26 protein-coding genes are annotated in these 24309 nt (G+C 41.2%); 7 read left to right on the top strand and 19 right to left on the bottom strand.

Going from position 1 to position 24309, the window contains the following annotated elements:
* Positions 1 to 8: 8 nt before the first annotated feature.
* The 9 genes from GR929_RS16765 to GR929_RS16725 all read right to left on the bottom strand — a co-directional run bounded on the left by GR929_RS16765 (position 9) and on the right by GR929_RS16725 (position 9461).
* Positions 9 to 806: an SCO family protein gene (locus GR929_RS16765; protein ID WP_159521915.1), complete on the bottom strand. Its 798-nt coding sequence runs from the start codon at positions 804 to 806 to the stop codon at positions 9 to 11.
* Between the two features lie 223 nt (positions 807 to 1029).
* On the bottom strand, positions 1030 to 1752 hold the full coding sequence (locus GR929_RS16760) for a sulfite exporter TauE/SafE family protein (protein ID WP_159521913.1): 723 nt from the start codon (positions 1750 to 1752) through the stop codon (positions 1030 to 1032).
* Entirely contained in the window at positions 1749 to 2198 is a 450-nt protein-coding gene (locus GR929_RS16755; RefSeq protein ID WP_159521911.1) for a FixH family protein, read from the bottom strand. The genes GR929_RS16760 and GR929_RS16755 overlap by 4 nt, the downstream gene beginning before the upstream one ends.
* A 74-nt stretch (positions 2199 to 2272) precedes the next feature.
* A complete protein-coding gene (gene ccoG / locus GR929_RS16750) occupies positions 2273 to 3682 on the bottom strand; it encodes a cytochrome c oxidase accessory protein CcoG (RefSeq protein ID WP_159521909.1) in 1410 nt (469 codons plus the stop codon).
* Positions 3683 to 3704: 22 nt separating this feature from the next.
* Positions 3705 to 4340, bottom strand: coding sequence for a cbb3-type cytochrome c oxidase N-terminal domain-containing protein (locus tag GR929_RS16745; protein WP_159521907.1), 636 nt, complete (start codon positions 4338 to 4340; stop codon positions 3705 to 3707).
* A gap of 17 nt (positions 4341 to 4357) precedes the next feature.
* Positions 4358 to 4537, bottom strand: coding sequence for a CcoQ/FixQ family Cbb3-type cytochrome c oxidase assembly chaperone (locus tag GR929_RS16740; protein ID WP_159521905.1), 180 nt, complete (start codon positions 4535 to 4537; stop codon positions 4358 to 4360).
* A gap of 2 nt (positions 4538 to 4539) precedes the next feature.
* Positions 4540 to 6690, bottom strand: coding sequence for a cytochrome-c oxidase, cbb3-type subunit I (ccoN, locus tag GR929_RS16735; RefSeq protein ID WP_159521903.1), 2151 nt, complete (start codon positions 6688 to 6690; stop codon positions 4540 to 4542).
* Between the two features lie 4 nt (positions 6691 to 6694).
* Positions 6695 to 6904: a cbb3-type cytochrome oxidase assembly protein CcoS gene (gene ccoS, locus GR929_RS16730; protein WP_159521901.1), complete on the bottom strand. Its 210-nt coding sequence runs from the start codon at positions 6902 to 6904 to the stop codon at positions 6695 to 6697.
* Between the two features lie 121 nt (positions 6905 to 7025).
* Positions 7026 to 9461 (bottom strand): heavy metal translocating P-type ATPase, encoded by a 2436-nt coding sequence (locus GR929_RS16725; RefSeq protein ID WP_159521899.1) that lies wholly within the window; start codon positions 9459 to 9461, stop codon positions 7026 to 7028.
* Positions 9462 to 9805: 344 nt separating this feature from the next.
* Here GR929_RS16725 and GR929_RS16720 point away from each other — a divergent pair, with 344 nt between their 5' ends.
* From GR929_RS16720 to GR929_RS16710, 3 genes are read left to right on the top strand one after another with little or no spacing between them, the layout of a single operon-like run.
* Positions 9806 to 10030 carry a DUF4492 domain-containing protein gene (locus tag GR929_RS16720; RefSeq protein WP_159521882.1) on the top strand — a complete coding sequence of 75 codons (225 nt, stop codon included), beginning with the start codon at positions 9806 to 9808 and terminating at the stop codon, positions 10028 to 10030.
* A 7-nt stretch (positions 10031 to 10037) separates the two neighbouring features.
* Complete coding sequence (locus GR929_RS16715) at positions 10038 to 11609, top strand: cytochrome ubiquinol oxidase subunit I (RefSeq protein WP_159521880.1); 1572 nt, start codon at positions 10038 to 10040, stop codon at positions 11607 to 11609.
* On the top strand, positions 11609 to 12736 hold the full coding sequence (locus tag GR929_RS16710) for a cytochrome d ubiquinol oxidase subunit II (protein ID WP_159521878.1): 1128 nt from the start codon (positions 11609 to 11611) through the stop codon (positions 12734 to 12736). Before GR929_RS16715 ends, GR929_RS16710 begins: the two co-directional genes overlap by 1 nt.
* A gap of 204 nt (positions 12737 to 12940) precedes the next feature.
* Here GR929_RS16710 and GR929_RS16705 read toward each other — a convergent pair whose 3' ends face one another.
* The 7 genes from GR929_RS16705 to rsfS form a co-directional block, all read right to left on the bottom strand.
* Positions 12941 to 13690 (bottom strand): CDP-alcohol phosphatidyltransferase family protein, encoded by a 750-nt coding sequence (locus GR929_RS16705; RefSeq protein ID WP_159521877.1) that lies wholly within the window; start codon positions 13688 to 13690, stop codon positions 12941 to 12943.
* Positions 13690 to 14346: a phosphatidylserine decarboxylase family protein gene (locus tag GR929_RS16700; protein WP_159521875.1), complete on the bottom strand. Its 657-nt coding sequence runs from the start codon at positions 14344 to 14346 to the stop codon at positions 13690 to 13692. Before GR929_RS16700 ends, GR929_RS16705 begins: the two co-directional genes overlap by 1 nt.
* Before the next feature lie 171 nt (positions 14347 to 14517).
* Positions 14518 to 15333 carry a phosphatidate cytidylyltransferase gene (locus GR929_RS16695; RefSeq protein WP_159521873.1) on the bottom strand — a complete coding sequence of 272 codons (816 nt, stop codon included), beginning with the start codon at positions 15331 to 15333 and terminating at the stop codon, positions 14518 to 14520.
* On the bottom strand, positions 15330 to 15536 hold the full coding sequence (locus GR929_RS16690) for a putative signal transducing protein (protein WP_159521871.1): 207 nt from the start codon (positions 15534 to 15536) through the stop codon (positions 15330 to 15332). Before GR929_RS16690 ends, GR929_RS16695 begins: the two co-directional genes overlap by 4 nt.
* A gap of 10 nt (positions 15537 to 15546) precedes the next feature.
* Positions 15547 to 16182 carry a LutC/YkgG family protein gene (locus GR929_RS16685; RefSeq protein WP_159521869.1) on the bottom strand — a complete coding sequence of 212 codons (636 nt, stop codon included), beginning with the start codon at positions 16180 to 16182 and terminating at the stop codon, positions 15547 to 15549.
* Between the two features lie 12 nt (positions 16183 to 16194).
* On the bottom strand, positions 16195 to 18222 hold the full coding sequence (gene ftsH / locus GR929_RS16680) for an ATP-dependent zinc metalloprotease FtsH (RefSeq protein ID WP_159521867.1): 2028 nt from the start codon (positions 18220 to 18222) through the stop codon (positions 16195 to 16197).
* A 5-nt stretch (positions 18223 to 18227) separates the two neighbouring features.
* Positions 18228 to 18605: a ribosome silencing factor gene (rsfS, locus tag GR929_RS16675; protein WP_159521866.1), complete on the bottom strand. Its 378-nt coding sequence runs from the start codon at positions 18603 to 18605 to the stop codon at positions 18228 to 18230.
* Positions 18606 to 18822: 217 nt separating this feature from the next.
* Between rsfS and GR929_RS16670 the strand changes: the two genes are divergently transcribed.
* The 3 genes from GR929_RS16670 to GR929_RS16660 all read left to right on the top strand — a co-directional run bounded on the left by GR929_RS16670 (position 18823) and on the right by GR929_RS16660 (position 21093).
* Positions 18823 to 19566, top strand: a complete 744-nt coding sequence (locus tag GR929_RS16670) for a biotin--[acetyl-CoA-carboxylase] ligase (RefSeq protein ID WP_159521864.1) — start codon at positions 18823 to 18825, stop codon at positions 19564 to 19566.
* Positions 19567 to 19757: 191 nt separating this feature from the next.
* Complete coding sequence (locus GR929_RS16665) at positions 19758 to 20570, top strand: ZIP family metal transporter (RefSeq protein ID WP_159521862.1); 813 nt, start codon at positions 19758 to 19760, stop codon at positions 20568 to 20570.
* Between the two features lie 109 nt (positions 20571 to 20679).
* Positions 20680 to 21093 carry a lipocalin-like domain-containing protein gene (locus GR929_RS16660; protein WP_159521860.1) on the top strand — a complete coding sequence of 138 codons (414 nt, stop codon included), beginning with the start codon at positions 20680 to 20682 and terminating at the stop codon, positions 21091 to 21093.
* On the opposite strand, the gene GR929_RS16655 is transcribed toward GR929_RS16660, so the two are convergent.
* From GR929_RS16655 to GR929_RS16645, 3 genes are read right to left on the bottom strand one after another with little or no spacing between them, the layout of a single operon-like run.
* On the bottom strand, positions 21090 to 21431 hold the full coding sequence (locus tag GR929_RS16655) for a hypothetical protein (RefSeq protein WP_159521858.1): 342 nt from the start codon (positions 21429 to 21431) through the stop codon (positions 21090 to 21092). The two genes, GR929_RS16660 and GR929_RS16655, sit on opposite strands and share 4 nt — an antisense overlap.
* Before the next feature lie 2 nt (positions 21432 to 21433).
* Positions 21434 to 21982, bottom strand: coding sequence for an RNA polymerase sigma factor (locus GR929_RS16650; RefSeq protein WP_159521856.1), 549 nt, complete (start codon positions 21980 to 21982; stop codon positions 21434 to 21436).
* A gap of 9 nt (positions 21983 to 21991) precedes the next feature.
* Positions 21992 to 22351 carry a DUF6249 domain-containing protein gene (locus GR929_RS16645; protein WP_159521854.1) on the bottom strand — a complete coding sequence of 120 codons (360 nt, stop codon included), beginning with the start codon at positions 22349 to 22351 and terminating at the stop codon, positions 21992 to 21994.
* Between the two features lie 428 nt (positions 22352 to 22779).
* Between GR929_RS16645 and GR929_RS16640 the strand changes: the two genes are divergently transcribed.
* Positions 22780 to 24282, top strand: a complete 1503-nt coding sequence (locus GR929_RS16640; RefSeq protein ID WP_159521852.1) for a 2-isopropylmalate synthase — start codon at positions 22780 to 22782, stop codon at positions 24280 to 24282.
* The last annotated feature ends 27 nt before the right edge of the window (positions 24283 to 24309 follow it).

Here is a 24309-nt window from a genome sequence, read left to right as displayed (position 1 = left end):
TTCGTTTGTTAAACTTTTTTTCGTTTAGGTTTAAATACTAAATACAGGAAAATAAACAATGCAAAAAATAAAATGATTGACCCTGCAACTTTCGTGACATTTAAAACATAGGTTTGCCCTTCGGGATCATATGAATAGCAAAACTGTAATATCTTATTAATTGTAGGACCTGACTGTCCTTTGTTTGCTTCGATAACAGCCATTTTAAATTCAAAAGGAAGAAAATAGATTCCATTTAAATAGCGGGTAATTTTTCCGTCGGGACTAATTACCATGACAGATGCTGCATGCGTAAAATCGTTGCCCACTCTTTTGTATTTAAAACCGACTGCATTTGTTGCTTTGGCGATACTAGCACTGTCTGATATATAAAAATGCCAACCTTTGGCAATGGACTCTTTCTTGTTAACCAAATTGAGGTAGTTCGTTTTTTTGCGCTGCGCCAAATCAAGTGTTTCTGTAGGATCAAAACTTATAGTAAGAACCTGATAGTCTTCATTGGGTTTTAAGTCCGATCGATCCATTACTTCAGCTAAGCCTTCCATTAAAGGGCTACAAATTCCGGGGCAGCGGTAATAAACGAAATTGAGTATAGTGGGTTTATCAATTAAATCTGTCAACAGAACCCGTTGAGAGTCGATTCCAGTTATATAGATCCCATCTGGCAAGTATTCGTCCAGATGCTCAACAACGCCAATTTCAGGATCTTTTGATGATTCGTCGTTGAAAATTGTTTTTTGTCCAAATGAACTGAGCTGGAACAGTAAAATAAATAAAAATACTAATAGTTTGGGCGCTAGTCTCATATGTTTTGAACTTGTGATTCTTGATTTCTTTTGCAAACAAGATATAGATTCACTTTTTCATCATAAGAAACCCAGAACCACCATCGAATGTTTATAAAAAATAGCATAAAAGCGATATTTTTTTTTTGGCACTGATGTACACGTGCTTTATAGTGCTGAATATAGCGTATTTATTGGGTTTCTGTTCAATCTTGATTTCGGAAATAAACATCTTTTATCTGATTTAGTGACAACAACTTTCTTCCATGGTTCGTTCTACCGGAGCTAGTTTTTCTGCTTTTGGACTGATATACGGGATTCCGAGCGACAAGCCACGCAGGATAAAAAGGATGCCCAGCAAAACAACAAAATAAGGAACAACCCGACGCATGCCCGTACGTAAGCTCGAGCTTATCATATTGCCGGTTAGTGAAATCATTAACATCATGGGAATGGTTCCTAAGCCAAATAGAATCATGAACAGAGCTCCGGAAAGAACATGGTTGGTATTGATAGCTCCTGCAACGGCCACATAAACGAGTCCACAAGGCAACAGTCCGTTGAGCAAGCCAATGGTGAACAGTGATTGGTACGAATGGTTGGAGAACAGCTTGCGCAAGCGTGAAATTAACCGTCCCGCATAGCCTGTAAATAAAGCACCGAGGCTTATTCGCTGTTTGAAAAAGTAAGGGAAAAGCACCGTCAGAATCATGCTCACTCCAAGTAGTATGGAGGTCCATTGCTGAAAACCTGCCAGATGAATTCCTGCGCCAAGCAAACCAAAAAGCAAACCGAGTACGGCGTAGGTTAGCGTACGGCCAATGTTATAGAGCAAACCTCCGGCTATTTTTGCTCCCGCACTGTGGCTTTTCAAGGGCAGGGCTACTGCTATGGGCCCACACATGCCGATGCAGTGAAAACTTCCGACTAGTCCGATCGTTAACGGTGCAATGAAATCAAAGATCATGGTAGTTGCATTTCAAGTTCCTGATAATAGGGTTTCTCATTCGAAGTCCAGTCCAGCTTAACCGTGTAGCGTCCTTTGGGCAGATTTTTTACTGAGATTGATTGGCTCAAGGCTGCATTTAGCAAGATCGGCAGTTTCATGTCATTTTTTTCACTCACCGGGCTGTAGATGTGGATGGTTCCTTTCAGTTGTTCTTTTTTGAATAGTTCGGGAAAATTAATTTGGATTGCTTTGTCAGATTGAGTGAGCTTGACCGGTACAGCCAATTTGGTAACGTTGTTTATTTTGTCAATTTGACTTTGGTAATTCACCGATTTCTGGTAATAGTCTTTTTCAACCAAATAGAAATCTTGCCTTAGTGCGATGGATACCAGAAAAAGCATTCCTGAGATCATGATCAGCAGTGCAATGACAATGCCTGTTCCCCAGTTTATTTTTAATTTCATCGTTGTACTTTTTATCGTGTGAGTACTTTGTTAACTTTTATCCATATCGAAAAAAGTTAACAGCTTTTTGTGTGCTAATAGTCCAGCGAGTTCGGGCCAACAAAGCTCGAACTGATTTCGTCTACCAATTCGCCGTTTTCGAATACTCCAATACGCAGATGGGTATTGGATTTTGTTAGTTGATCTTTTCTTAAGATGATTAGCAAATTGCGTTTGGCAATTTTTCCTGCTTCCAGGTTGAGCTCGTCACCCATCATCATGATTTGTCCTTCGGGCTCCAGTAATTTTAGTTCTGCATCCAACGGCTCATTGGTTTTATTTACCATTTGCAGATTATACAAATTGCTGTATGAATCGGCACCATACTCCTGAAACATACTTCCTTGAGCGCGAATGAGCGTGGTTTCAATGTCGCTACGGTTGATGAACGAATAGCTGGCGATACCCACCAGCAATATCAAAACTACAGAATAAGCAATTGCCCTCGCATTTAAAAGTTGTTTTTTCCCTTTCAGAATGGAGTTTTCAGAAGCATAACGGATCAGGCCTTTGGGCTTGTTTACGGTATACATCACCGCGTTACAGGCATCGATGCAGGCCGTACAGTTTATGCATTCCATTTGCGTGCCGTTCCGGATGTCGATTCCGGTAGGACAAACGTCCACGCAGCGTTTGCAGTCAATGCAGTCACCTTTTTCTTCGTTTCGGCCCCGGCCGCGTGGTTCGCCTCGCACATAGTCATAGGCAACTACGATGGAATCGTTGTCGAGCATTACGCCCTGCAGTCTTCCGTAGGGGCAAACCAGTGTGCAAACCTGCTCACGAAACCAACCAAACACAAAATAGTGCATGCCGGTAAAAGCCAGTACGACGAGCAGGGCAGAAAAATTGGAGGTTGGCCAATTGGACAGAAAAACCTGCACTTCGGAAAAGCCAATGAGATAAGACCAAAACGTAAGGATTGTCCAAAAAGAAATTGTCAGAAAAAGTGAGTGTTTGATGAACCGTTTAAAAAACTTTTCCAGATCCATTTCCTGCTGTGCCAGTACCTGTTGTTTGCGACGGTCGCCATCAATCAGATACTCAATGGGGCGATACAAGAATTCCATAAACACCGTTTGCGGGCAGGTCCACCCGCAAAAAATGCGCCCGTAAACAACGGTAAACAAGATGATAAAAACAAAGAGCGCAATGAGCGGGAAAATCAATAGGTGAAGATCCTGCGGATAGAACGTATTTCCAAAGAAGACAAATTTTCGCCCGACAAAATTCAAAAAAAGAAGCGGCTCACCACCCATTTTAAGGTGTGGAGCCAGATAGAAAAACAGCAGCAATCCGTAAGCGACAACCCGCCGGTAATTGTACAACTTGCCTTTTGGCATCTTAGGAAAAAGCCAGACTCGTTGTCCTTCGTTGTCAACGGTAGCCATGTGATCGCGAAAGCTAGCTTTTTGATTGGCGGTGTTTTTTGCTGTGTTGTCCATAGTTTGCCTTTATGAAAGTCGGTTAACTTGGCGTTTCTTCTTCAGACTCCGGATCATATTTTTCACCCTGAGGTTCTTTTTGGTTTGGAGGATTGGTTCCCTGTAAACTTTTGATATAAGTGATGACATCCTGAATTTGTCTTTCGGAGAGCAGATTTTTGTAGGAGATCATCCCTTTTTCAATCACTCCGTTAACAATTACTTCGTGCATATCTTCCCGCGAACCGCCATGAATCCAGTATTCATCGGTGAAATTCGGGCCAACCAGGCCTTCGCCGAATTTACCGTGACATACCGAACAGATTTTTGAGAAGGTCTCTTCTCCGCTGGCCATAATTTCTTCCTGCGTTCGGGCAACCGGAGCTGCTTGTTCTTCTTCCTCCGCTGCTTCTTCCTCCTCCGTATAGGCTGCCATTTCTTTTTGGTATTCTTTGGCCTGAATCACCCGGTCATCTTCAAAAACGAAAACCAGGGTGAGGTAGGAAGCTGCAAAAACAATGCTGGCATAAAACAAGTATTTCAGCCAGGGTGGAAGCTGGTTGTCCAATTCGCGGATTCCATCAAATTCGTGTCCTTCGAGTAACTGGTCATTAGTCAACTCATCTATTTCGGGTTTAGCTTGATGTTGTTCGTGTTTCTTTTCTTCTTTTGTGCTCATAGGATTTCTATTTTAGGCTACTCCTGGTTTGTTCTAAATTCATCTTCCAGCGGAATTTCACTCAGTCTTCTCACCCGGCTTTTATCCATTCGGATGGTGTGTACGGTGACCAGAATAAAAAAAACAAAAAAGATCAAAAAGCCGACAATGGCATACAATTCCACTCCAATGATACTTTGCAAATGTTCTTTGATCATGCTTATTCCTCCTCTTCTTCAACTTGTGGTTTCATAATATCTGTTCCCAAGCGCTGCATGTAGGCAATGAGTGCAATAATTTCCTTGGTGCTTTCGGTCTCAATTCCGGATTCACGCAGGTTTTGGGCAATCTCTTCGGCTTGCTTCAGCAGATCATCGTTGGCTTTGTGTTCATAGTTGTCGGGGTAGGGGACTCCCAGTTTTTTCATGGCTCTGATCTTTGGCGCGGTCGACTTCAGGTTGATGTCTTTTTCGGCCAGCCACGGATACTTAGGCATGATGGAGCCTTCGTTCATCTTTTGTGGATCTATGAAGTGATTGTAATGCCAGGCGTTGGGTTTATATAGCCGTCCGGTTTTTACTCCTTCCCGGGCCAAATCCGGACCTGTTCGTTTGGAGCCAAACTGGAATGGATGATCGTAAATAAATTCACCTGCTTTCGAATACTCGCCGTAGCGTTCCGTTTCGGACCGGAATGGCCGGATCATTTGTGAGTGACAATTGTAGCATCCTTCGCGAACATAAATATCACGACCCTGTAACTCAAGCGGGGTGTAGGGTTGTACACTCGAAATAATAGGTACGTTCGAGTTGATCAGGTAAGTCGGGATGATTTCAAAGATTCCACCAATTAAAATAGCAATCGTCGCAAAAATCAGGAAGCGGATGGGTTTGCGTTCCAAAAATCCGTGCCAGCTTTCCGACTTCGTTTTCACAGCGGATTGAGCGTGTAATGCAGGAGCTTCCACCTCTTCCACGGCCACGAGTTTTCCTTGTTTTGCTGTTTTAACAACGTTGAACACCAGCATGAACATACCGACTACATACAGAAAGCCTCCAAATGCACGGGTAGCATACATCGGAATGAGCTGGGTTACTGTTTCCAGGAAGTTGGGGTAAGCCAGATAACCTTCCGGGGTGAATTCTTTCCACATCAGCGCCTGCGTAATTCCGCCAATGTAAAGGGGAACGGCGTAAAATATAATGGCCAGTGTGGAGATCCAGAAATGTGCATTGGCCAGTTTGACCGAGTAGAGTTTGGTATTGTAAATTCGCGGCACCAGCCAATAGAGCATTCCAAAGGTAAGCATGCCATTCCATCCCAAAGCACCAATGTGTACGTGTCCAACGGTCCAGTCGGTGAAATGGCTGATGGCATTTACGGTTTTGAGTGAAAGCATGGGCCCCTCAAAAGTAGCCATACCGTAGGCCGTAATTCCAACCACAAACATCTTCAAAACCGGGTCTCTTCGCACTTTGTCCCAAGCTCCACGCAGGGTTAATAAGCCGTTAATCATCCCACCCCAGCTGGGAGCAATTAGCATGATGGAGAAGGTGGTTCCCAGTGCCTGTAGCCAGTCGGGTAGCGAGCTGTATAGCAAGTGGTGCGGTCCGGCCCAGATGTATATGAAAATCAACGACCAAAAGTGGACAATCGATAATTTGTAAGAGTAGATGGGCCGGTTGGCTGCCTTCGGAACAAAATAATACATCAGCCCAAGGAAGGGAGTAGTGAGAAAGAAGGCAACGGCATTGTGCCCATACCACCATTGTACAAGGGCATCTTGGATACCAGCATACACCGGATAACTTTTCATTAAGCTATATGGAATTTCGATGGAGTTGACAATGTGAAGTACGGCAACGGTTACCCAGGTGGCAATGTAGAACCAGATCGCTACGTAGATGTGGCTCACCCGGCGTTGTAAAATGGTGCCAAATATGTTGATTCCGAAAATCACCCAAATCAGGGTAATGGCAATGTCAAGGGGCCATTCCAGTTCTGCGTATTCTTTTCCGGAGGTGTAACCAGCAAGTAAAGTAACAGCGGCTGCAACAATAATTAACTGCCAACCCCAAAAATGAATCTTACCCAACAGTTTGCTGTACATGCTTGTTTTTAGCAAGCGTGGCATCGAATAGTAAACGGCCGTGAAGATGGCATTTCCAACAAAGGCAAAAATAACCGCGTTGGTGTGTACGGGTCTGGTTCTTCCAAAGGTGGTGTATTCCAGACTGAAATTCATTTCAGGAATAAAAATTTGTAAGGCTACCAATAAGCCGACCAACATTCCTACAACTCCCCACACAATCGTTGCCACAGTAAAATCCCGTGTAATCCTGTTGTCGTAGGTGAACTTCTGTAATTCCATATAGCTATGATTTAATAGATTGCTTTTCCTGTGGCTTGTCTTTTTGCAAGTCACCTTGGTTTTCTTTCGAAGAAACCGGATCATCGAATAAAATGCGGACAGATGGGGTGTAAGAATCATCAAATTGACCGCTGCGAACGGCCCAGATAAACGCAACAAGAAAAACGGATGCCACTAATATTCCAATAATAATCAATACAAATACAACGGACATATTTTTCTCTTTTAGTTTAAGATTCAGTTTTTTGCTTCAACTTGCTTGTATATTGCGGGTCACAACATTTATTCACAAATCAACTTCAATCAACAAGATTTGTTAAACTTTGTTGTCGAAATTAAGCAATTTTTTTGAAGAGTTTTAAACGATAAACTCGACGTAGTTTATTTTTTGAACTTAGGTTTACCGAAAAGCTTGCAAACGCAACTACGGTAACAGAGCTTAATGGCATCAGGATTGCAGCGATAATCGGAGATAAACTTCCTTGCACTGCAAATGAGATTCCCACCAGATTGTACAAAAATGAAATTAAAAATGAATACCAAACAATTTTCATACTGGTTTTCGAAAATTGTATAAAACGCTGTAGCGATGCAAATTGATCGGCTTTCAAAATAGCATCGCAAGCAGGCGTAAAATTGTAAATATTGTCGGCAATAACAACTCCAACTTTGCTTTCGCTTAATGCTCCGGCATCATTTAGTCCGTCACCAATCATCAGAACAGCTTCACCGTTTTTTTGGAGGTTTCTGACATATTCCAACTTGTCGGTGGGCGATTGGTTGAAGTTGAGTTTAGCATGATCGTGAAACAGCGGGAGAAGATTTTCTCGTTCTGATTCGTTGTCGCCACTAATTAAATGGAGATCAAAACGTGTTTTTAGTTGAGAGATCGTTTCAGCCAATCCTTCGCGGTAATTATTCTCAAACTGATAGTGCCCCACCGTTTTTTTGTTGATCGAAATCCACACCTGGGTTTTCAATTCTTTGGTTCCCGATTGGTCGCCGGTAACAAAATATTTCGAACCGATATTGATTTGCTGGTTGTTAACCATTCCTGTTATTCCAAGCGAGGGAATCTCTTTAAAATTAACAACTTCAAATTGATGAACTGTTTTTATGGAGTTGCTAATTGTTTTGCTCAGTGGGTGTGTCGAATGAAAAACCAAAGACTTGATCAATTGTAATTGTTCTTCGGTTAGTTTTTCACCTTTAAAATCAACCTTTGTTGATTGCGAATGTGTTATCGTTCCGGTTTTATCAAACACAACCGTTTTTATTTTATAAAGCCGTTCAATAACGTCCGAATTTTTAAGGTAAAAACCCTTGCGCCCAAACTGTCGCATGGTGCTGCCAAAAGTAAACGGAATGGTCAGAGCCAGCGCACACGGGCAAGCAATAATTAAAACGGAGGTGAATGCAAAAAGCGCTTTGCTTGGATCTGCAAAATTCCAATAAATGGCGGCTCCCAGGGCAATGGAAATGATTACAATTGTGAAATACTGGCTAACCTTATTGATAACACTCGACATTGATTTTGACTCATGATCCGTTTTCTGATCCTGGTTCCACAGTTGGGTCAGGTAACTTTGTTCCACTTCTTTTTGAATCAACAGTTCAATAGCACTTCCCATTTGTCGGCCTCCTGCGAAAACAAAATCCCCCGTGTTTTTACTTACCGGGATTGATTCTCCGGTAACAAAACTATAGTCGATACTGGCGTTTCCTTTGGCGATGGTCGCATCAGCCGGAATGAGCTCTTGATTACGCACCAAAATGCGATCGCCGACTTTCAGTTCATCTAAGGGGATTGTTGTGTTTTTGTTATCTGTGATTTTGGTGACTGCAACCGGGAAATACGATTTGTAAGTGCGTTCAAAAGTCAGTGCTTCGTAGGTGATGCTTTGGTACCATTTGCCAACTAACAAGAAAAACACCAGGCCGGTTAGCGAATCAAAATAGCCAATTCCCTGATCGCTGATTAATTCGAATGAACTCTGAACAAACAGTGTAATAAGCCCCAGCGCGATGGGTAAATCAATGCTGATAATTTTCTTTTTCAAGCTCTTGTATGCTGACAAAAAATAGTCGTTGGCACAATAAAATAAAACTGGCAAGCTTAAAACAAAACTTAGCCAACCAAATACCAACCTGAATCCTGATTCAAGGTTTTCACTTCCCGGCAAGTATTGTGGGAAATGATATAGCATGGCATTCAAAAAACTAAAACCGGCTATTCCTATTTTAATTAATAAGCTGTTACTTGCTTTTCGGTTGGGATTTTTGTCCAGGTTTTGTCCGCTTATTTCTGGCACATAATGAATGGAGGCAAGCAATTCTACAAGTTGCCGAAGACTGATTTTTTCTTCATGAAAAGTAATGCTGACTTCTTTTTTTGGAAAATTAACCGAAGATTGGATAACTCCATTGTGAAGTGTGTGAAGGTTTTCCAAAAGCCAAATGCAGGAAGCACAATGAATTGCAGGGATAAAAAAGCGAATTTTTGAGATCCCCGAATCGGAGAAATCCAGCAGTTTGTTTTTGATCTCCTCCAGATCCAAATAAGCAAATTTCTCTTCGCTCTGGATGTGCTCGTTTTCAAGCTTTACGCCTGGCGAAGATTGGATGGAATAATATTGCGTGAGTTTTTTCTCATTGAGCAACTCGTACACTGTTTGGCAACCATTACAGCAAAATGGCTGATCATTCCAAATGATTGGTGCCGGGCCGCAATCTTCGCCACAATGAATACATATTTGGTGTTCGTTTTTCAAGTCTGTTGTATTGGTTGATTTGTTTTTGTGTTTAAAACATCGTGCGACTTCAAAGGTTGTAAAAATGTTTTTAATGATCAGCTTAACAAGTCTCAAATCGAAGATGCGAATTTTTCTGTATCGGATTGCGGGAGTATGCTCTTTATTTTTTTATCATGTGTTTTAGCTAAGCGATTAGTTGAAAGCTTTTGATTATAATGTGATTATATAATTAACGATAAAAGTATCGGTTAATGCGTTTTAATCATTTGTAAAATGAGCTCAACAATTTGACTAGGAACTTGTTTGGTGTTTGATTAATTTTCCATCCGTTTTTTTCTGGTAAACAAAAAAATAAACCAAAAATGAAAAGTAAATTCCTTTCCAGGGCATGGCATCTTTATTACGATGGTTTTCGGTCGATGAGCACCTGGGGAAAGCAGGTCTGGATCGTAATTATGGTTAAGCTGTTCATCATGTTTTTTGTTTTGAGGCTCTTTTTCTTCCCCAATTTTTTAAAAACAAATTTTGATACCGATGAAGAGCGAGGTAATCATGTGCTTGAAAATTTAGTAGAACCCGTAAAATAAAAAATCAATGTTAGAAGCTATCGACTTATCTCTGGTCAATTGGTCACGGGCGCAGTTTGCGCTCACTGCCATGTACCATTGGCTTTTTGTTCCACTCACGCTGGGATTAACCGTGATTATCGCAATTATGGAAACCATGTACGTGAAAACAGGCAATGTGGAATGGAAAAGAATCACAAAGTTCTGGATGGTTCTGTTTGGTATTAACTTCGCTATTGGAGTAGCCACCGGAATTATTCTGGAGTTTGAGTTTGGAACCAACTGGTCCAATTACTCCTGGTTTGTGGGCGACATTTTCGGAGCTCCACTGGCTATTGAAGGTATTTTTGCCTTTTTCATGGAGTCGACCTTTATTGCAGTCATGTTTTTTGGCTGGAATAAGGTGAGTAAGAAAGTTCACCTGTTATCAACCTGGTTGACGGCTATCGGAGCAAATCTTTCGGCACTGTGGATTTTGGTTGCCAACGCCTGGATGCAAAATCCGGTTGGCATGCAGTTTAATCCCGAAACAGCCCGCAATGAAATGGTTAGTTTTTGGGAGGTGTTGTTCTCGCCAACTGCTATTTACAAGTTTTTGCACACGACTTCTTCCGGCTTCGTGTTAGCGTCAATTTTCGTTATTGGTATTTCATCCTGGTTTATACTGAAGAAACGCAACCTGGTTTTTGCTCGGAAAAGTATTCTTGTTGCAGCTATTTTTGGGCTTGTATCTTCCGTTTATGTGGCATTTACCGGAGACAGCTCGGCACGCGATATTGCGCAGCAGCAGCCGATGAAATTTGCTGCTTTCGAAGGTTTGTACAATGGAAGTGAAGGAGCCGGATTGATTGCGCTCGGTGTTTTTTCAACGTCGGATTCTGATTCCACCAACCAGAATTTACTGGACTTCAATATGAAACTCGAAATTCCCAATGTACTTTCGTACATGGCCTATATGGACTGGAATGCTTTTGTGCCCGGAATTAATGATTTGATTAATGGGAATGAAAAGTATGGCTACCTATCAGCCGATGAGAAAATTGCGCGCGGAAAAGCAGCAATCGCCAAACTGAAGGAGTATAAAGACGCCAAAAATAGTGGTGATGGGCAGTTGGCAGATCAATTGAAAACTGAATTTATGGATCCTGATTTTCAGGAAAACTATTTCAACTATTTTGGCTACGGATACATTACCGACAAAAACCTGCTAATCCCAAGTGTGCCACTTTCGTTTTACAGCTTTCACATTATGGTGGGGCTTGGCTTTTATTTTATCGTATTTTTCGTCCTCGCCTTTTTATATACAATTCGTGGTAAGCTGGAAAAAAAGAAAGGCTTCCTTCGGTTGGCGGTATGGACAATACCATTGGCTTACATTGCTTCGCAGGCAGGTTGGATTGTTGCCGAGGTTGGGCGCCAACCTTGGGTAATTCAAGATTTAATGCCTACGGTTGCCGCGGTTACAAAAATTAGTACAAGTGCTGTTCAGGTAACCTTCTGGTTGTTTGCAGCTATTTTTACCATGCTCTTAATTGCAGAACTTAAAATTATGCTTCGACAAATTAAAATTGGACCTAAAATGGATGGAGGGCAGCACTAATGTTCGAAACGTTATCACATTTAGCTTTGCAACAATATTGGTGGGTAATTATCTCGCTGTTGGGTGCATTATTTGTATTCCTGACTTTTGTACAGGGAGGCCAGACTTTAATCTATACGATTGGGAAAACTGAGCCGGAACGAACCATGTTGGTTAATACACTTGGGCGAAAATGGGAGTTTACCTTTACAATTCTGGTAACCTTTGGAGGAGCATTTTTTGCATCTTTCCCTTTGTTTTACGCTACCTCGTTTGGTGGGGCTTATTGGGTTTGGATCGCCATCTTGTTTTCATTCGTTATACAGGCGGTTTCGTACGAATACCGAACTAAACCAGCCAACTTTTTAGGAACTAAAACCTTTGAGAGTTTCTTATTCCTGAACGGAGCATTGGGAACAATCCTGATCGGAACCGCGGTAGGTACATTTTTTAATGGAGCCATGTTTAGTCTGAATGATATGAACAACGTGAGTTGGGAAACACCTTTCAGAGGACTTGAAGCCGTGCTGACTTTTCACAATGTAGCTCTTGGGTTGTCTGTATTCTTTCTGGCACGGATCCTCGGTGCTTTGTATTTTATGAATTCGGTGGAAAGTGAAGCGATCTTTACACGTTCTAAAAAGCAAGTTCTGTATAATACCATTCCGTTTCTGGTTTTCTTTTTGTACTTCGTCATTTGGCTCCTGCTGAAGGATGGATATGCGTACAATGAAACAGAAGTGTTTATGGAGAAATTCAAATACCTGCATAATTTAATTCAGATGCCTTTAGTGGCTGTTGTTTTCTTATTGGGTGTAGTTGGTGTGCTTTGGGGAATTGGTGTTACTATTTTGAAGAATAGTTCCAAAGGAATTTGGTTTGCCGGAGCCGGCACGGTGTTGGCGGTGTTGGCCTTGTTTTTAATTGCCGGATTGAATGGAACAGCCTTTTATCCGTCGAACTTTGCTTTACAGGATTCGCTGACAATTGAAACCGCTTCGTCGAGTCACTTTACATTGACAGCGATGAGCTATGTTTCTTTAGGTGTGCCGTTTGTATTGGCCTATATTTGGTGGGTGTGGAAAGCGATGAACTCCAAGAAAATCGATGAGGCCGAAATGCAGGAGGAAGATTCACACGCCTATTAACTGAGTTTGTTGTATTACAATTTAAAGCTTGAAATTATGTATTTGAAACTAATTTTATATTTCCTGACCTGGCCGGCACTAATTGTTTTGTCGTATCATTTGGTCAAGTATTTTGTGAGAAGATATAGCGATGTACTGGAAAAAGTAGAAGAGTAAACTTCCTTTACTGGAGATAAATCAAGGCCATGCCAAGTCGGTATGGCCTTATTTTTTGATCACCCTTAAGAGAAATGAGGTCAAAATGTAACCGATTATAATTAATGGGATAGCATAATATTGGAGCAGGATTGTAATTACTACAGTAAATGCAATAAACAAAAAACGAACCTCGTTTCCTATCCATTTCAAATTCTTGAATTTCATTGAAAACATAGGAAGTTCTGAAATCATTAGAGAGGAGAGAATTGCAATTGCAGTGAGCAGATTAAATCGACTGAGAATGATTTTTCCAATGACCGGGCTCGTGCCAAGTTCTAAAATTAATCCGAGTGACGCGTAAAAAATAGCATTGGCCGGTATGGGGAGCCCCAGGAAACTCTCGCTTTGCCGGGTATCCAGATTGAATTTTGCCAGCCGAAATGCTCCGGAAATAGGGACCAGTAATACTGAAAATAAAAATATCCACTGCAATGGAGTTGCGTCGATTTCAAAAATGGGTTGATTTTTTTGAAACAAGGCTAGTTCGAGCATGGTAAATAGCATGGCAGCCGGAGCCAGTCCAAATGATATCAAGTCAGCCAGTGAGTCCAATTGTTTGCCAATTTCAGAATACGCGCCTAATAAACGTGCAGCCATCCCATCTAAAAAATCAAATACCGCGGCAGCAAAAATAAACACGGCAGCCCAGCCTAACTGTCCTTCAATTCCAAAGAAAACAGCCAAGCTCCCCGCGGCAAGGTTCATTGAGGTAATGAAGTTAGGAACCCAAAAAAATAATTCGCTGACTCGTTTCATTAGCTTAATTCTCCAATTATAGTTTGTGACCCCGTTACGTTATCGCCAAGTTTTACTTTAATTTCAGTATCGAGCGGTAAATATAAATCAACGCGACTACCAAATCGAATAAAGCCCATTTCCATATCCTGGGTTACGAGTTGCCCAACATGCAGGAAGTTTAGAATACGCCGTGCCATTGCTCCGGCAACCTGATTGGCCATGATCTCACGTCCGTCTTTTAGTTTGATGGCAACGCAGGTTCGTTCGTTCTCCTCGGCCGATTTGTCTTTGAATGCAGCGTAAAACTCTCCTTTTTTATGCTTTATAAAGGTGACGGTTCCGGGAGCCGGAATCCAATTGATATGCACATTTAATGGAGACATGAAAATAGAGACCTTCTTGCATTTTTGATGGAGGTACTCTTTTTCTTCGGTTTCTTCAATAGTACAAATTTTGCCGTCAGCCGGAGCTAATATTTCTTTGCTGTTGAGTGTAATTTTGCGATCAGGATATCTGAAAAACTGAAGGACAAGGACTAGCATAATTAATGTGCCAAAGGAAATAATTGATCCCACAATAGCGCATGATGCCAATAGCCAGGTCAGAAGGTTTATTATAAGAACGATTATTATTGTATTTCGGATAATTGATTTTCCTGCCGGGTGAAATTTCATAATGTCAATGTATATAATGTCAATAGTTGTCCGAATGTTGATCCATTAGAATAGCATTCGTTTTTGTCAGGACAAAAATAAGGAAATAAATTGATGCCTTGTTTATGGAGTCGTTTTTAACAAACAAATTATTAGAATTTGTATTTCATCGTGATGTAATCCTGACAGATTTCAGGTGAAGATTTTGAGATAAAGGACTATGATGGGGACGGCAAAAAAGATACTATCGAACCGATCCAAAATGCCTCCATGACCGGGTAAAAAGTTGCCGCTGTCCTTCAAACTGAATTGGCGCTTGAAAAGTGACTCTGTTAGATCGCCAAAAGTTGAAAACACAACGGTGAGCAAAGCGATTGCGATCCAGTGGTGAATTGCAATTTCAGGAATGAATTTGCTTGAAATAAGAACCGCAATGCCAACGGCTGACAGTGCTCCTCCGATCGCTCCTTCCCATGATTTTTTTGGTGAAATTCGTTCGAATAATCGATGTTTTCCTATGCTTACACCAAACAGGTAAGCACCCGAGTCATAGGTCCAAATAATTGCAAATAGTGCCAGTAATAGCGACGGATTGTAGATGTTGTTCGAGGGGAAGACCAATAGACAGATCATGCTTATTGGAAGGGCAATGTATATGAGTCCAAGGACGCCGGCGGCCATGTTTTCAAACGGAAAATCTTTTCCTCGATATAGCTCAGCAATAAAAACTAAAAGAAAAATTGGAATGAGGCAGTAGTAGGCTATTTGCGGTAAAATACCTTTCCCAACCAGAAAAAAGGAAACAAAAAATAGAATACCAATGGTGACGACCAAAATCTGGTTTGGAGAAATAGGGGATTTCTTAAAAAAGCTAAAAAACTCACGAAGTCCAATGATTATAACAGCTAAAAAAAGCAAGCCAAAGGCATACTCACTCAGTAACAAACTCCCAATAACAACCGCGGTGAAAGCAATTCCAGTAAGCGTTCTGATAAAAAGGTTTTTCAACGTTTGAGCTTTTTGAGGATTTTCTCCGCGTTTTCCAGATCTTTTTGATTCACATAAAGTTCGACAAGACCGATACTTGGGATGACAGAATCATGCTGATTAAGAGTGAAGGATTCAACACCATGTTCATCCAATAATTCCTGCGCAATCTTTACCTGATATTCCTGATCGGAAGAATAAACAATTACTAAATCTTTTTCCATAGCTTGGTTCTTAAAATAGTTCGTCAGCTAAAAGTACGAATAATTTTTTGGGACCATGCATTCCCATAACCAATGTTTTTTCAATATCTGCAGTACGGCTAGGGCCGGATATGTTGGTAATCATACTTGGAAGTCGGTCTGGATATTTCTCTTCTATTTTAGTTAATGCATCATCAAGGAAACTAACCAGCTGATCTTTACTTGCTAGTACAATGTGGCATTCAGGAAAAACAGTTAGTCGACGACCGGATCTCGAAGCTGAGCTGACTAAAATAGATCCAAGGTGTGCAACTAAGTATTCACAGGTTGTTATACCCACGCCAATATGCTCAAAATTATCCAGCAGTTTTTTATACGCAATATCTCCTTTTAAGACATCCTGTATTTCAGGCTCCAAACACACCAGGTGCTCAAGCTTTTCTGATTTAATCAGTTTCTTTAATTCAGGAATTACGCCATTCAGATTTTCAATGCGGAGAACCTTCCCACCAATCAGTTCAAGATTCGCTTGGAAACAGTCGACTAGGTTTTCCTCCAATGAAGGGTAAATTGGAGATTTGAAATCGGGGCGGGCTAAATGCTGCCCACCCCTTTTATGTTGAGTTTCTTGTAACCGACTTAGTATTTTAGCTCTCGATGAGTTCATTTGTAATTGAAATTACACTGAAGTAGCTTCGTTGGGCTCCTCTTTCGAGGGTATTGATTTAATGACTTCTTGTTTTTCTGCCGTTAATTCTTCTCTAACCCAAGGTCTTTTCCCAAATATTTCTTCCAGATCTTCACCAAAAATAACTTCTTTTTCCAGCAGGCGATCTCCTAGTTTTTTGTGGCCTTCAGCATTATCTTTCAATACTTGTAATGCCCGTTTGTATTGCGCGTCGATCAGTTTTTTTGCTTCGGAATCAATCAGTTCGGCTGTTTTTTCGCTGTATGGTTTCGTAAAACCATAGTCGTTTTGGCCGGTTGAATCATAAAAACTAACATTTCCAACTTTTTCGCTCATTCCAAAGATGCTAATCATCGCATAAGCTTGTTTGGTAATTTTCTCCAGGTCGTTTTGAGCTCCTGATGAAATTGTTCCAAAAATAATTTCTTCGGCGGCTCTTCCTCCCAAGGCTGAGCACATCTCGTCAAGTAGTTGTTCTTTTGTCGTAATCGATCGCTCTTCGGGTAAATACCAGGCAGCTCCCAGTGCTTTTCCGCGAGGAACAATGGTTACTTTCACCAATGGATGTGCATGCTCGAGCAACCAGCTAATTGTTGCGTGACCTGCTTCGTGGTAGGCTATTCGTTCTTTTTCCTCCTTCGAAATAATTTTATTTTTCTTTTCTAAGCCGCCGATAATACGGTCAACGGCATCCAGAAAGTCTTGACGACCAACATTGTCACGTTCTTTTCGGGCTGCAATCAGAGCTGCTTCATTGCACACGTTGGCAATGTCGGCACCCGAAAATCCCGGTGTTTGCTTGGCCAGGAATTGGGCCTCCACCTCATCTGATAATTTGATGGGGCGCAAGTGAACTTTGAAAATTTCACCGCGCTCATTCAGGTCGGGCAATTCTACGTGTATTTGGCGGTCGAAACGCCCGGCACGCATTAAGGCGCGGTCAAGCATGTCTGCCCGGTTTGTCGCAGCCAGTATAATTACTCCGGAATTGGTGTCGAAACCATCCATTTCAGTAAGTAGTTGGTTCAAAGTGTTTTCGCGTTCGTCGTTTGAGCCCATGTTGGGGTTTCTACCTCTGGCACGACCAATGGCATCAATCTCGTCAATAAAGACAATACATGGTGCTTTTTCTTTGGCTTGTTTAAATAAATCCCTAACACGCGATGCCCCAACTCCGACAAACATTTCCACAAAGTCGGAACCCGACATAGAGAAAAACGGTACGTTGGCTTCGCCGGCAACTGCTTTTGCCAGCAATGTTTTACCAGTTCCAGGAGGTCCAACCAAAAGTGCACCTTTAGGGATTTTACCACCCAGTTTCGTGTATTTTGCAGGGCTTTTTAAGAAAGAAACCACTTCTTCAACTTCCTGTTTGGCTTCAGCTAATCCGGCAACCTCTTTAAACGTAGTGCTAACGCGTGAGTCTTTATCAAAAACCTTAGCTTGTGATTTTCCTACACTGAATATATTTCCAGCACCTCCAGCACCTCCAGTACCTTTACTCATGCGGCGGAAAATCCACCACCAAATAGCAATGATGAGCAGGAAAGGAAGTATCCAGCTTAATATTTCGCTAAAATAATTGTGAACAGTTTGATACTCGACGGGAACTTTATCCGAATCGTTAAAGTTAGCCTGCGCTTCTTGCAGGTTACTTTCAAAAGTTTCAACTGATCCGATGGTGAATACGAAATGAGGACCAAATTTTGACGGTGCACCAAAACCGGTGTTTAATTTGTCAGAATAGTCATCATAGCTCGACTCTTTCAAGTATATTTGAGCTTCCTCTCGGTTAACCACAACAATTCGTTCAATGTCATGCTGTGTCAGCATGTTGGTTTTAACTTCGTTCCAGGTCGTCTTTACCGGTCCGCCGCCAAAGCTGAAATACTGGATGGCCAGAAAAATGACAATCACGATTCCATAAATCCAATAAGGATTAAATTTTGGTGGCTTTCCCCCGGGTTTAAAATTCCCCAGACCAGGACGCTGTTTATTCTTTTTATTGTTATCTGCCATTTCGTCTAATTTTCAGTTTGTATTTTTTCTGTGGCTGCATCAGCCCAAAGGTTTTCTAAATTATAATGTTTTCGAGTTTCATGTTGAAATACGTGTACCATGACATCAGCATAGTCTAACAAAACCCAAACGGAGTTTTGGTAACCATCCTTGTGCCAGGCTTTTTCTCCTACCATCTCTTCAACCGTCCGTTCTACTGAATGTGCAATAGCATCAACTTGGGTGGTTGAGTTCCCATGACATATGATGAAGTAATTACATTCGGAATGATTTATTTTTGTCAAGTCTATTTTCACAATATCTTTCCCCTTGATCTTATGGATCCCTTCCAGAATAGCGTTTAACAGCTGTTGACTATCTTTTCCTATTGGCGTTTTCTGCATAGATTTATTTTAGAACTACAAAGATAAATTTTTTCACTTATTTTGACGATTTTAAATACATTCGGTAACAACCTGAAATAAGCATCAATACAGTAACGATTTTAAATTCCGATTGTTCTTTATTCAGATTCAGGGGTTACTTTTTATTTAAAAAATCGGGAACGCTTGAAAATCTATAAAATAGCTTATTTAAAAATGCGAATTAATTTTTTATACTATGTGTCAGCATATCGGTAAAACCCTCGTTAAAGTAGACCGAACCGAGAGTACCAATAACTATGCCATCGGTCAAGTGTATGAAAATGAAGTGGAAGAGGGAACTGTCTTTTTGGCACACGACCAAACTGCCGGACGTGGACACTTTGCCAATAAGTGGGAAAGTGAAGCAGGGAAAAACCTAACCTTCTCAATTTTTATTCGGCCGGCGTTTTTGGCAGTTCACCAAACATTTATGCTTTCAAAGGTTGTTTGCCTTGGAATTGAAAACTGTTTGAGCAAGTTTATTGACGACGTAAAAATAAAGTGGCCCAATGATGTCTATGTAAATGATCGAAAGGTGTGTGGCATTTTAATTGAAAATGGAATTATGAATAGCCAAATTCGGCAGAGTGTTATTGGTATTGGACTAAATGTTAATCAAGCGCGCTTCCACTCTGACGCCCCTAATCCCGTGTCGTTAAAACTTATTTCGGGGGAGACCTACGATTTAGATGCTCTTCTGAAGGATATTCTTGAGTCGATCGATTATTGTTATGCGCAGTTGGTTGCGGGAAAGTTTGAATACCTCGATCAGGCGTTTCATGACCGACTATATCGATTTGAAGAATGGCATGCTTTCAAGGATGAAAATCACCATTACACAGGGAAGATTACAGGAGTAAATGAGATTGGGCAACTCAGGATACAAGAGAAAGAGGGACCAATACATGAGTATCATTTTAAAGAGGTGGTATATTTATAAACTGACTTCACTAATACTTACTTGAATTCAGTATTAATTGATGTCGAATCTGGACAAGTCCACTGAAGAACGAATAGCAGACTCCGTTATTTTTTGTAATTTCATCTCGCCGGAATTCCGAATGTTGACCAGATATTTCCATCGGGTTTGTTATTCGGATGAAAATTGAAAAACAATATAATTGAACATATATGTACTCTTGGTTTGTTGAATTGAGTCCGATTATGCAAGCTTTGCTTGCAACACTATTTACGTGGTTTGTAACAGCTCTTGGAGCTGCGATGGTTTTTTTCTTCAAAAAAATCAATCGGAAAGTGTTGGATGGAATGCTTGGATTTGCAGCAGGAGTGATGATCGCTGCCAGCTTTTGGTCCTTGCTTGCCCCAGCTATTGAGTTGGCGGAAGAAACTACAAATTCACCATGGATTCCAGCAGTAATTGGCTTTTTGTCCGGAGGAGCCTTTTTGTGGCTAGCCGACCAGTATCTCCCACACCTTCACCTTGGGTTTCCGAAAGAAGAAGCAGAAGGGATACCAACATCGTGGCGTAGGAGTGTGTTGCTGGTTATGGCAATTACCTTGCACAATATTCCCGAGGGACTGGCAATAGGTGTGGCTTTTGGAGCTGTTGCTGCCGGTATTCCAGCCGCTTCGTTGGCTGGGGCCATTGCATTGGCCATTGGTATTGGCATTCAAAATTTCCCCGAGGGGGCAGCTGTGTCCGTCCCTTTGCGACGAGAGGGAATGTCGAGAACAAAAAGTTTTATGTACGGACAAGCATCCGGTATTGTTGAGCCAATTGCCGGCGTGATTGGAGCCGCTGCTGTTTTATTGATGCGCCCAATACTGCCATACGCCTTATCTTTTGCTGCCGGGGCAATGATCTATGTGGTTGTTGAAGAGTTAATTCCGGAATCGCAGTTGGAGAAAAATACCGATATTGCTACAATTGGTGCCATGCTTGGTTTTGCTGTGATGATGACTTTAGATGTCGCTTTGGGCTAATTTTCAATCAAACTTCTTGGTGCAATAAGCTTTTAAACATATTTATCTTCGTGAACAATTCGGATCATTGAGCGTAACACTATTCAATTTTTATTTAAATCAGAAAAGCATGAATAGTGTAATTGTTGGTACCTGGAAGCTTTTATCTTTTGAGCTTCAGAAAGAAGATGGAGAATTGAAGTATCCGTTTGGGAAAGATGCAATTGGTTATGTGAATTACACCGCATCGGGTCATTTTTCGGTTCAGTATATGCCAAAAGAACAAGATCCGAATAACTTAAAAGGAATTTCTTATTTCGGAAGCTACGAATACAACCGGGAAAAAGATTACATCATTCATCATGTTGAGGGGTCGTTGTTTCCCAATGATGAAGGTCTGGACAAAATACGCAAGGCTCGGTTTAGAGGTAAAAGCCTCAAATTAACTTGCCCACCAATGAGCTGGGGACCGGATGAGGACTTGATAGCCACAATCAGTTTTGAAAAACAAGAGGAATTACCTCCCGTTCGAGTCGCTTTTTAGTCTTTTTTTCGGAGGGTCAAATTCAATAGCCAATCGAATTGGAACAGAAGTATGAGAGCTACGCCGATTTGAAGAAGATAGGCTAGTTTTTTCAACGGAATGCCAGCGAATTGGTAGTCCAGTGAAGAAGTTAAGCTTGTAATTACCAAACCGAAAAACAAGCCCAGGAAAAAGAAGACCCAGGCAATACGAGTGCTTTTTTGCACCGAAGTTTGTTGTCGCTTTTCCTCATAGATTTTGTCCATCATCCGATCTTCAAAATCCTCAAAAGGCATTTTTAAAGCAGAATGTTTCATCAGGTCTTTTACGAGCTTGTCTTCTTCTTTAAACTGCTCCATAATCAAGTCGTTTTAAATTCGTTTTGCATGAGTTGTTGAACAATGGCCAGCATGTTTTTTCGCCCACGGTGGAGGATTACCCGAATATTGGATTCCGACCATCCTGTTTCTTCTGAAACTGTCTTGGTATCTTGTTCTTCCAGATAAAACAAGCGAAGGACCAAACTTTCTTTTGGTGAGAGTCGTTTTAGTGATTCCTGAACCAGAACAATCTGTTCTTCGGCACTCAGTCCAGCGAAGTTTTCTTCTGTCGGTTCCTGGTCGAAGAAATTATCGGTGTAAAAATGTTCTTTCTTTTCATTCCTTATTCGTTGAAATGCCTCGTTGATGACAATGCGATAAAACCAAGTCTTAAAACTCGAACGTCTTTTAAATGACTTCAGATTTTTAAATACCTTGATAAACGACTCCTGGACGACCTCTTCAGCCCAAAACTCATCTTTTACGACTGAGATGGCCACAGTAAAAGCCAGATCCTTGTAGTTTGTTATAAAATACCTGAATCCTTCCGTATCACCGTTCAATACCTTTTTGATGTAAAGGTCGTCCATTCGTAACTTCTAGTTTTTGCTTGGTTTGTCGATGTAGTGGGCAATCACCATAGAGATACCTCCAAATAGAATTATTGATGCTGCTACAACCATGCCGTCTGTTCGCTTTACAAATTGTTCCAGTACCGGGTTCATCATCATTAGTACCGTTAATGTCAATCCAAAACCAACTCCGGTTATCAGCATCCCCAACTTTAGCCAGGGAAATCGAAACCGAAATTCACGTTTGGCATAAATTTCAGAAACATCCTTGTCCCGCTCAATCAGAGCCATTCGTTCTTTATTTCGAGCCTGTAGAAAGTAATACCATCCAAAGAAAATACTGGCGAAAAAACCAAGCCAAACTAATGTTAACATCAAATCTTCCATTGTTTTATTTTTTAAGTTTTGCCCCTTTGATGCAAGCTAATAAGAAATGTTACAAGAAAGAGCGGGTAATTGCAAAAAAGACTTTTGGTCTTTTAGAGTGCTTGATATTAAACGGAAAAAGAAGAATAATCAGTTTTGATTATAAAACGGACAACTCCATCTTTTTATTAAGAATCGTAAAATAAATGGCGTTTAAATTTTCAGTTTAAAATTAAATTGTCATATTTGCAGGAAATCATTGAACAAATGACACACGTTAGCTCTATTTCTATTCTCGGTATTCTACTCGGTATTCTACTATGGATGCGGTAATGAGAATGGTATGGAGTAACTAATAATAAAAAATAGACATAAAGCCATTCTCAAAAGAGAGTGGCTTTTTTTGTGGCGTAAACAATAGTAACAGATTATAAATAAATCATTTCATCATGAGCGACAGATTGTACATTTTTGACACGACCTTGAGAGACGGAGAACAAGTTCCGGGGTGTCAGTTAAACACGGTTGAGAAGATTGAAGTGGCCAAAGCTTTGGAAGAATTGGGTGTCGATGTAATCGAGGCTGGATTTCCAATTTCAAGTCCTGGCGACTTTGAATCAGTAGTCGAAATTTCAAAAGCGGTAACCTGGCCAACGATTTGTGCCCTTACCCGCGCAGTAGAAAAAGACATTGATGTTGCCGCCGAATCCCTCAAGTATGCCAAAAAAGGACGAATTCATACCGGAATTGGAACATCACCTTACCATATCTACCATAAACTCAATTCAACCCCTGAAAAAATTCTTGAACGTGCTGTTGCTGCAGTAAAATACGCTAAAAAGTATGTTGAGGATGTGGAGTTTTACGCCGAAGATGCCGGTCGTTCGGATAACGAATATTTAGCTAAAGTAGTTGAAGCAGTTATTAAAGCCGGGGCAACGGTTGTTAATATTCCTGATACAACGGGTTATACGATGCCCTATGAATTTGGTGAAAAAATCAAATACCTGATTGATAATGTTCGAGGTGTTGAAAAAGCAATTTTATCAACCCACTGCCATAATGATTTGGGAATGGCAACAGCGAATACAATAGCCGGAGTTATAAATGGAGCTCGCCAGGCTGAAGTAACTATTAATGGAATTGGCGAGCGTGCCGGAAATACATCGCTGGAAGAAGTGGTGATGACCTTAAAGAGCCGTTATCAGGTGTTGGGTCTCGATACGAATATCAATACCAAGAATATCTATAAAACCAGCCGATTGGTTTCGAACCTGATGAACATGCCGGTGCAGCCAAACAAGGCGATTGTGGGGCGTAATGCATTTGCTCACTCGTCGGGTATTCACCAGGATGGCGTGTTGAAGAATCGTGAGAATTATGAAATCATCGATCCCAAAGATGTCGGTATCAATGAATCGTCGATTGTGCTGACCGCCCGAAGTGGACGTGCTGCTTTGAAACACCGTTTGGAAGTGATGGGCTATGAGTTGACCAAAGAGAAGTTGGAAGACGTTTATGAGAAATTTCTGGAGTTGGCTGATAAGAAAAAAGACATCCGTGATGATGATGTTGCTTTATTGGTAGGCGATGCCGAGCAAAAGGAACGTCGCGTAAAACTGGAGTTCTTGCAGGTGGTAACCGGAAAGTCGTTGTTGCCAATGGCTTCCGTTCGAATAAACGTAGCCGGAGAACTATTTGATGCAACAGCCTCGGGTAACGGCCCTGTTGATGCAGCGATCAATGCGGTTAAACAAATTATTCGCCGTCAGGTTACCTTGGAAGAGTTCTTGATTCAGGCCATTACTCGTGGAAGCGACGACGTTGGTAAGGTGCATATGGAACTGGACTTTGATGGCGTGAAATTTTTCGGATTCGGAGCTCATACCGATATTATCACAGCATCGGTCGAAGCTTTTATTGATGCCGTAAATAAGATTCCGGTAAAATAATCAAGTATAATTTAACAAAAAAAGATA

It is taken from the genome of Sunxiuqinia indica (assembly GCF_009847015.1).
GTDB classification, from domain to species: Bacteria; Bacteroidota; Bacteroidia; order Bacteroidales; family Prolixibacteraceae; genus Sunxiuqinia; species Sunxiuqinia indica.
The sequence above is the reverse complement of the archived record's forward strand: the minus strand, read 5'-3'. Positions and strand labels throughout refer to the sequence as shown.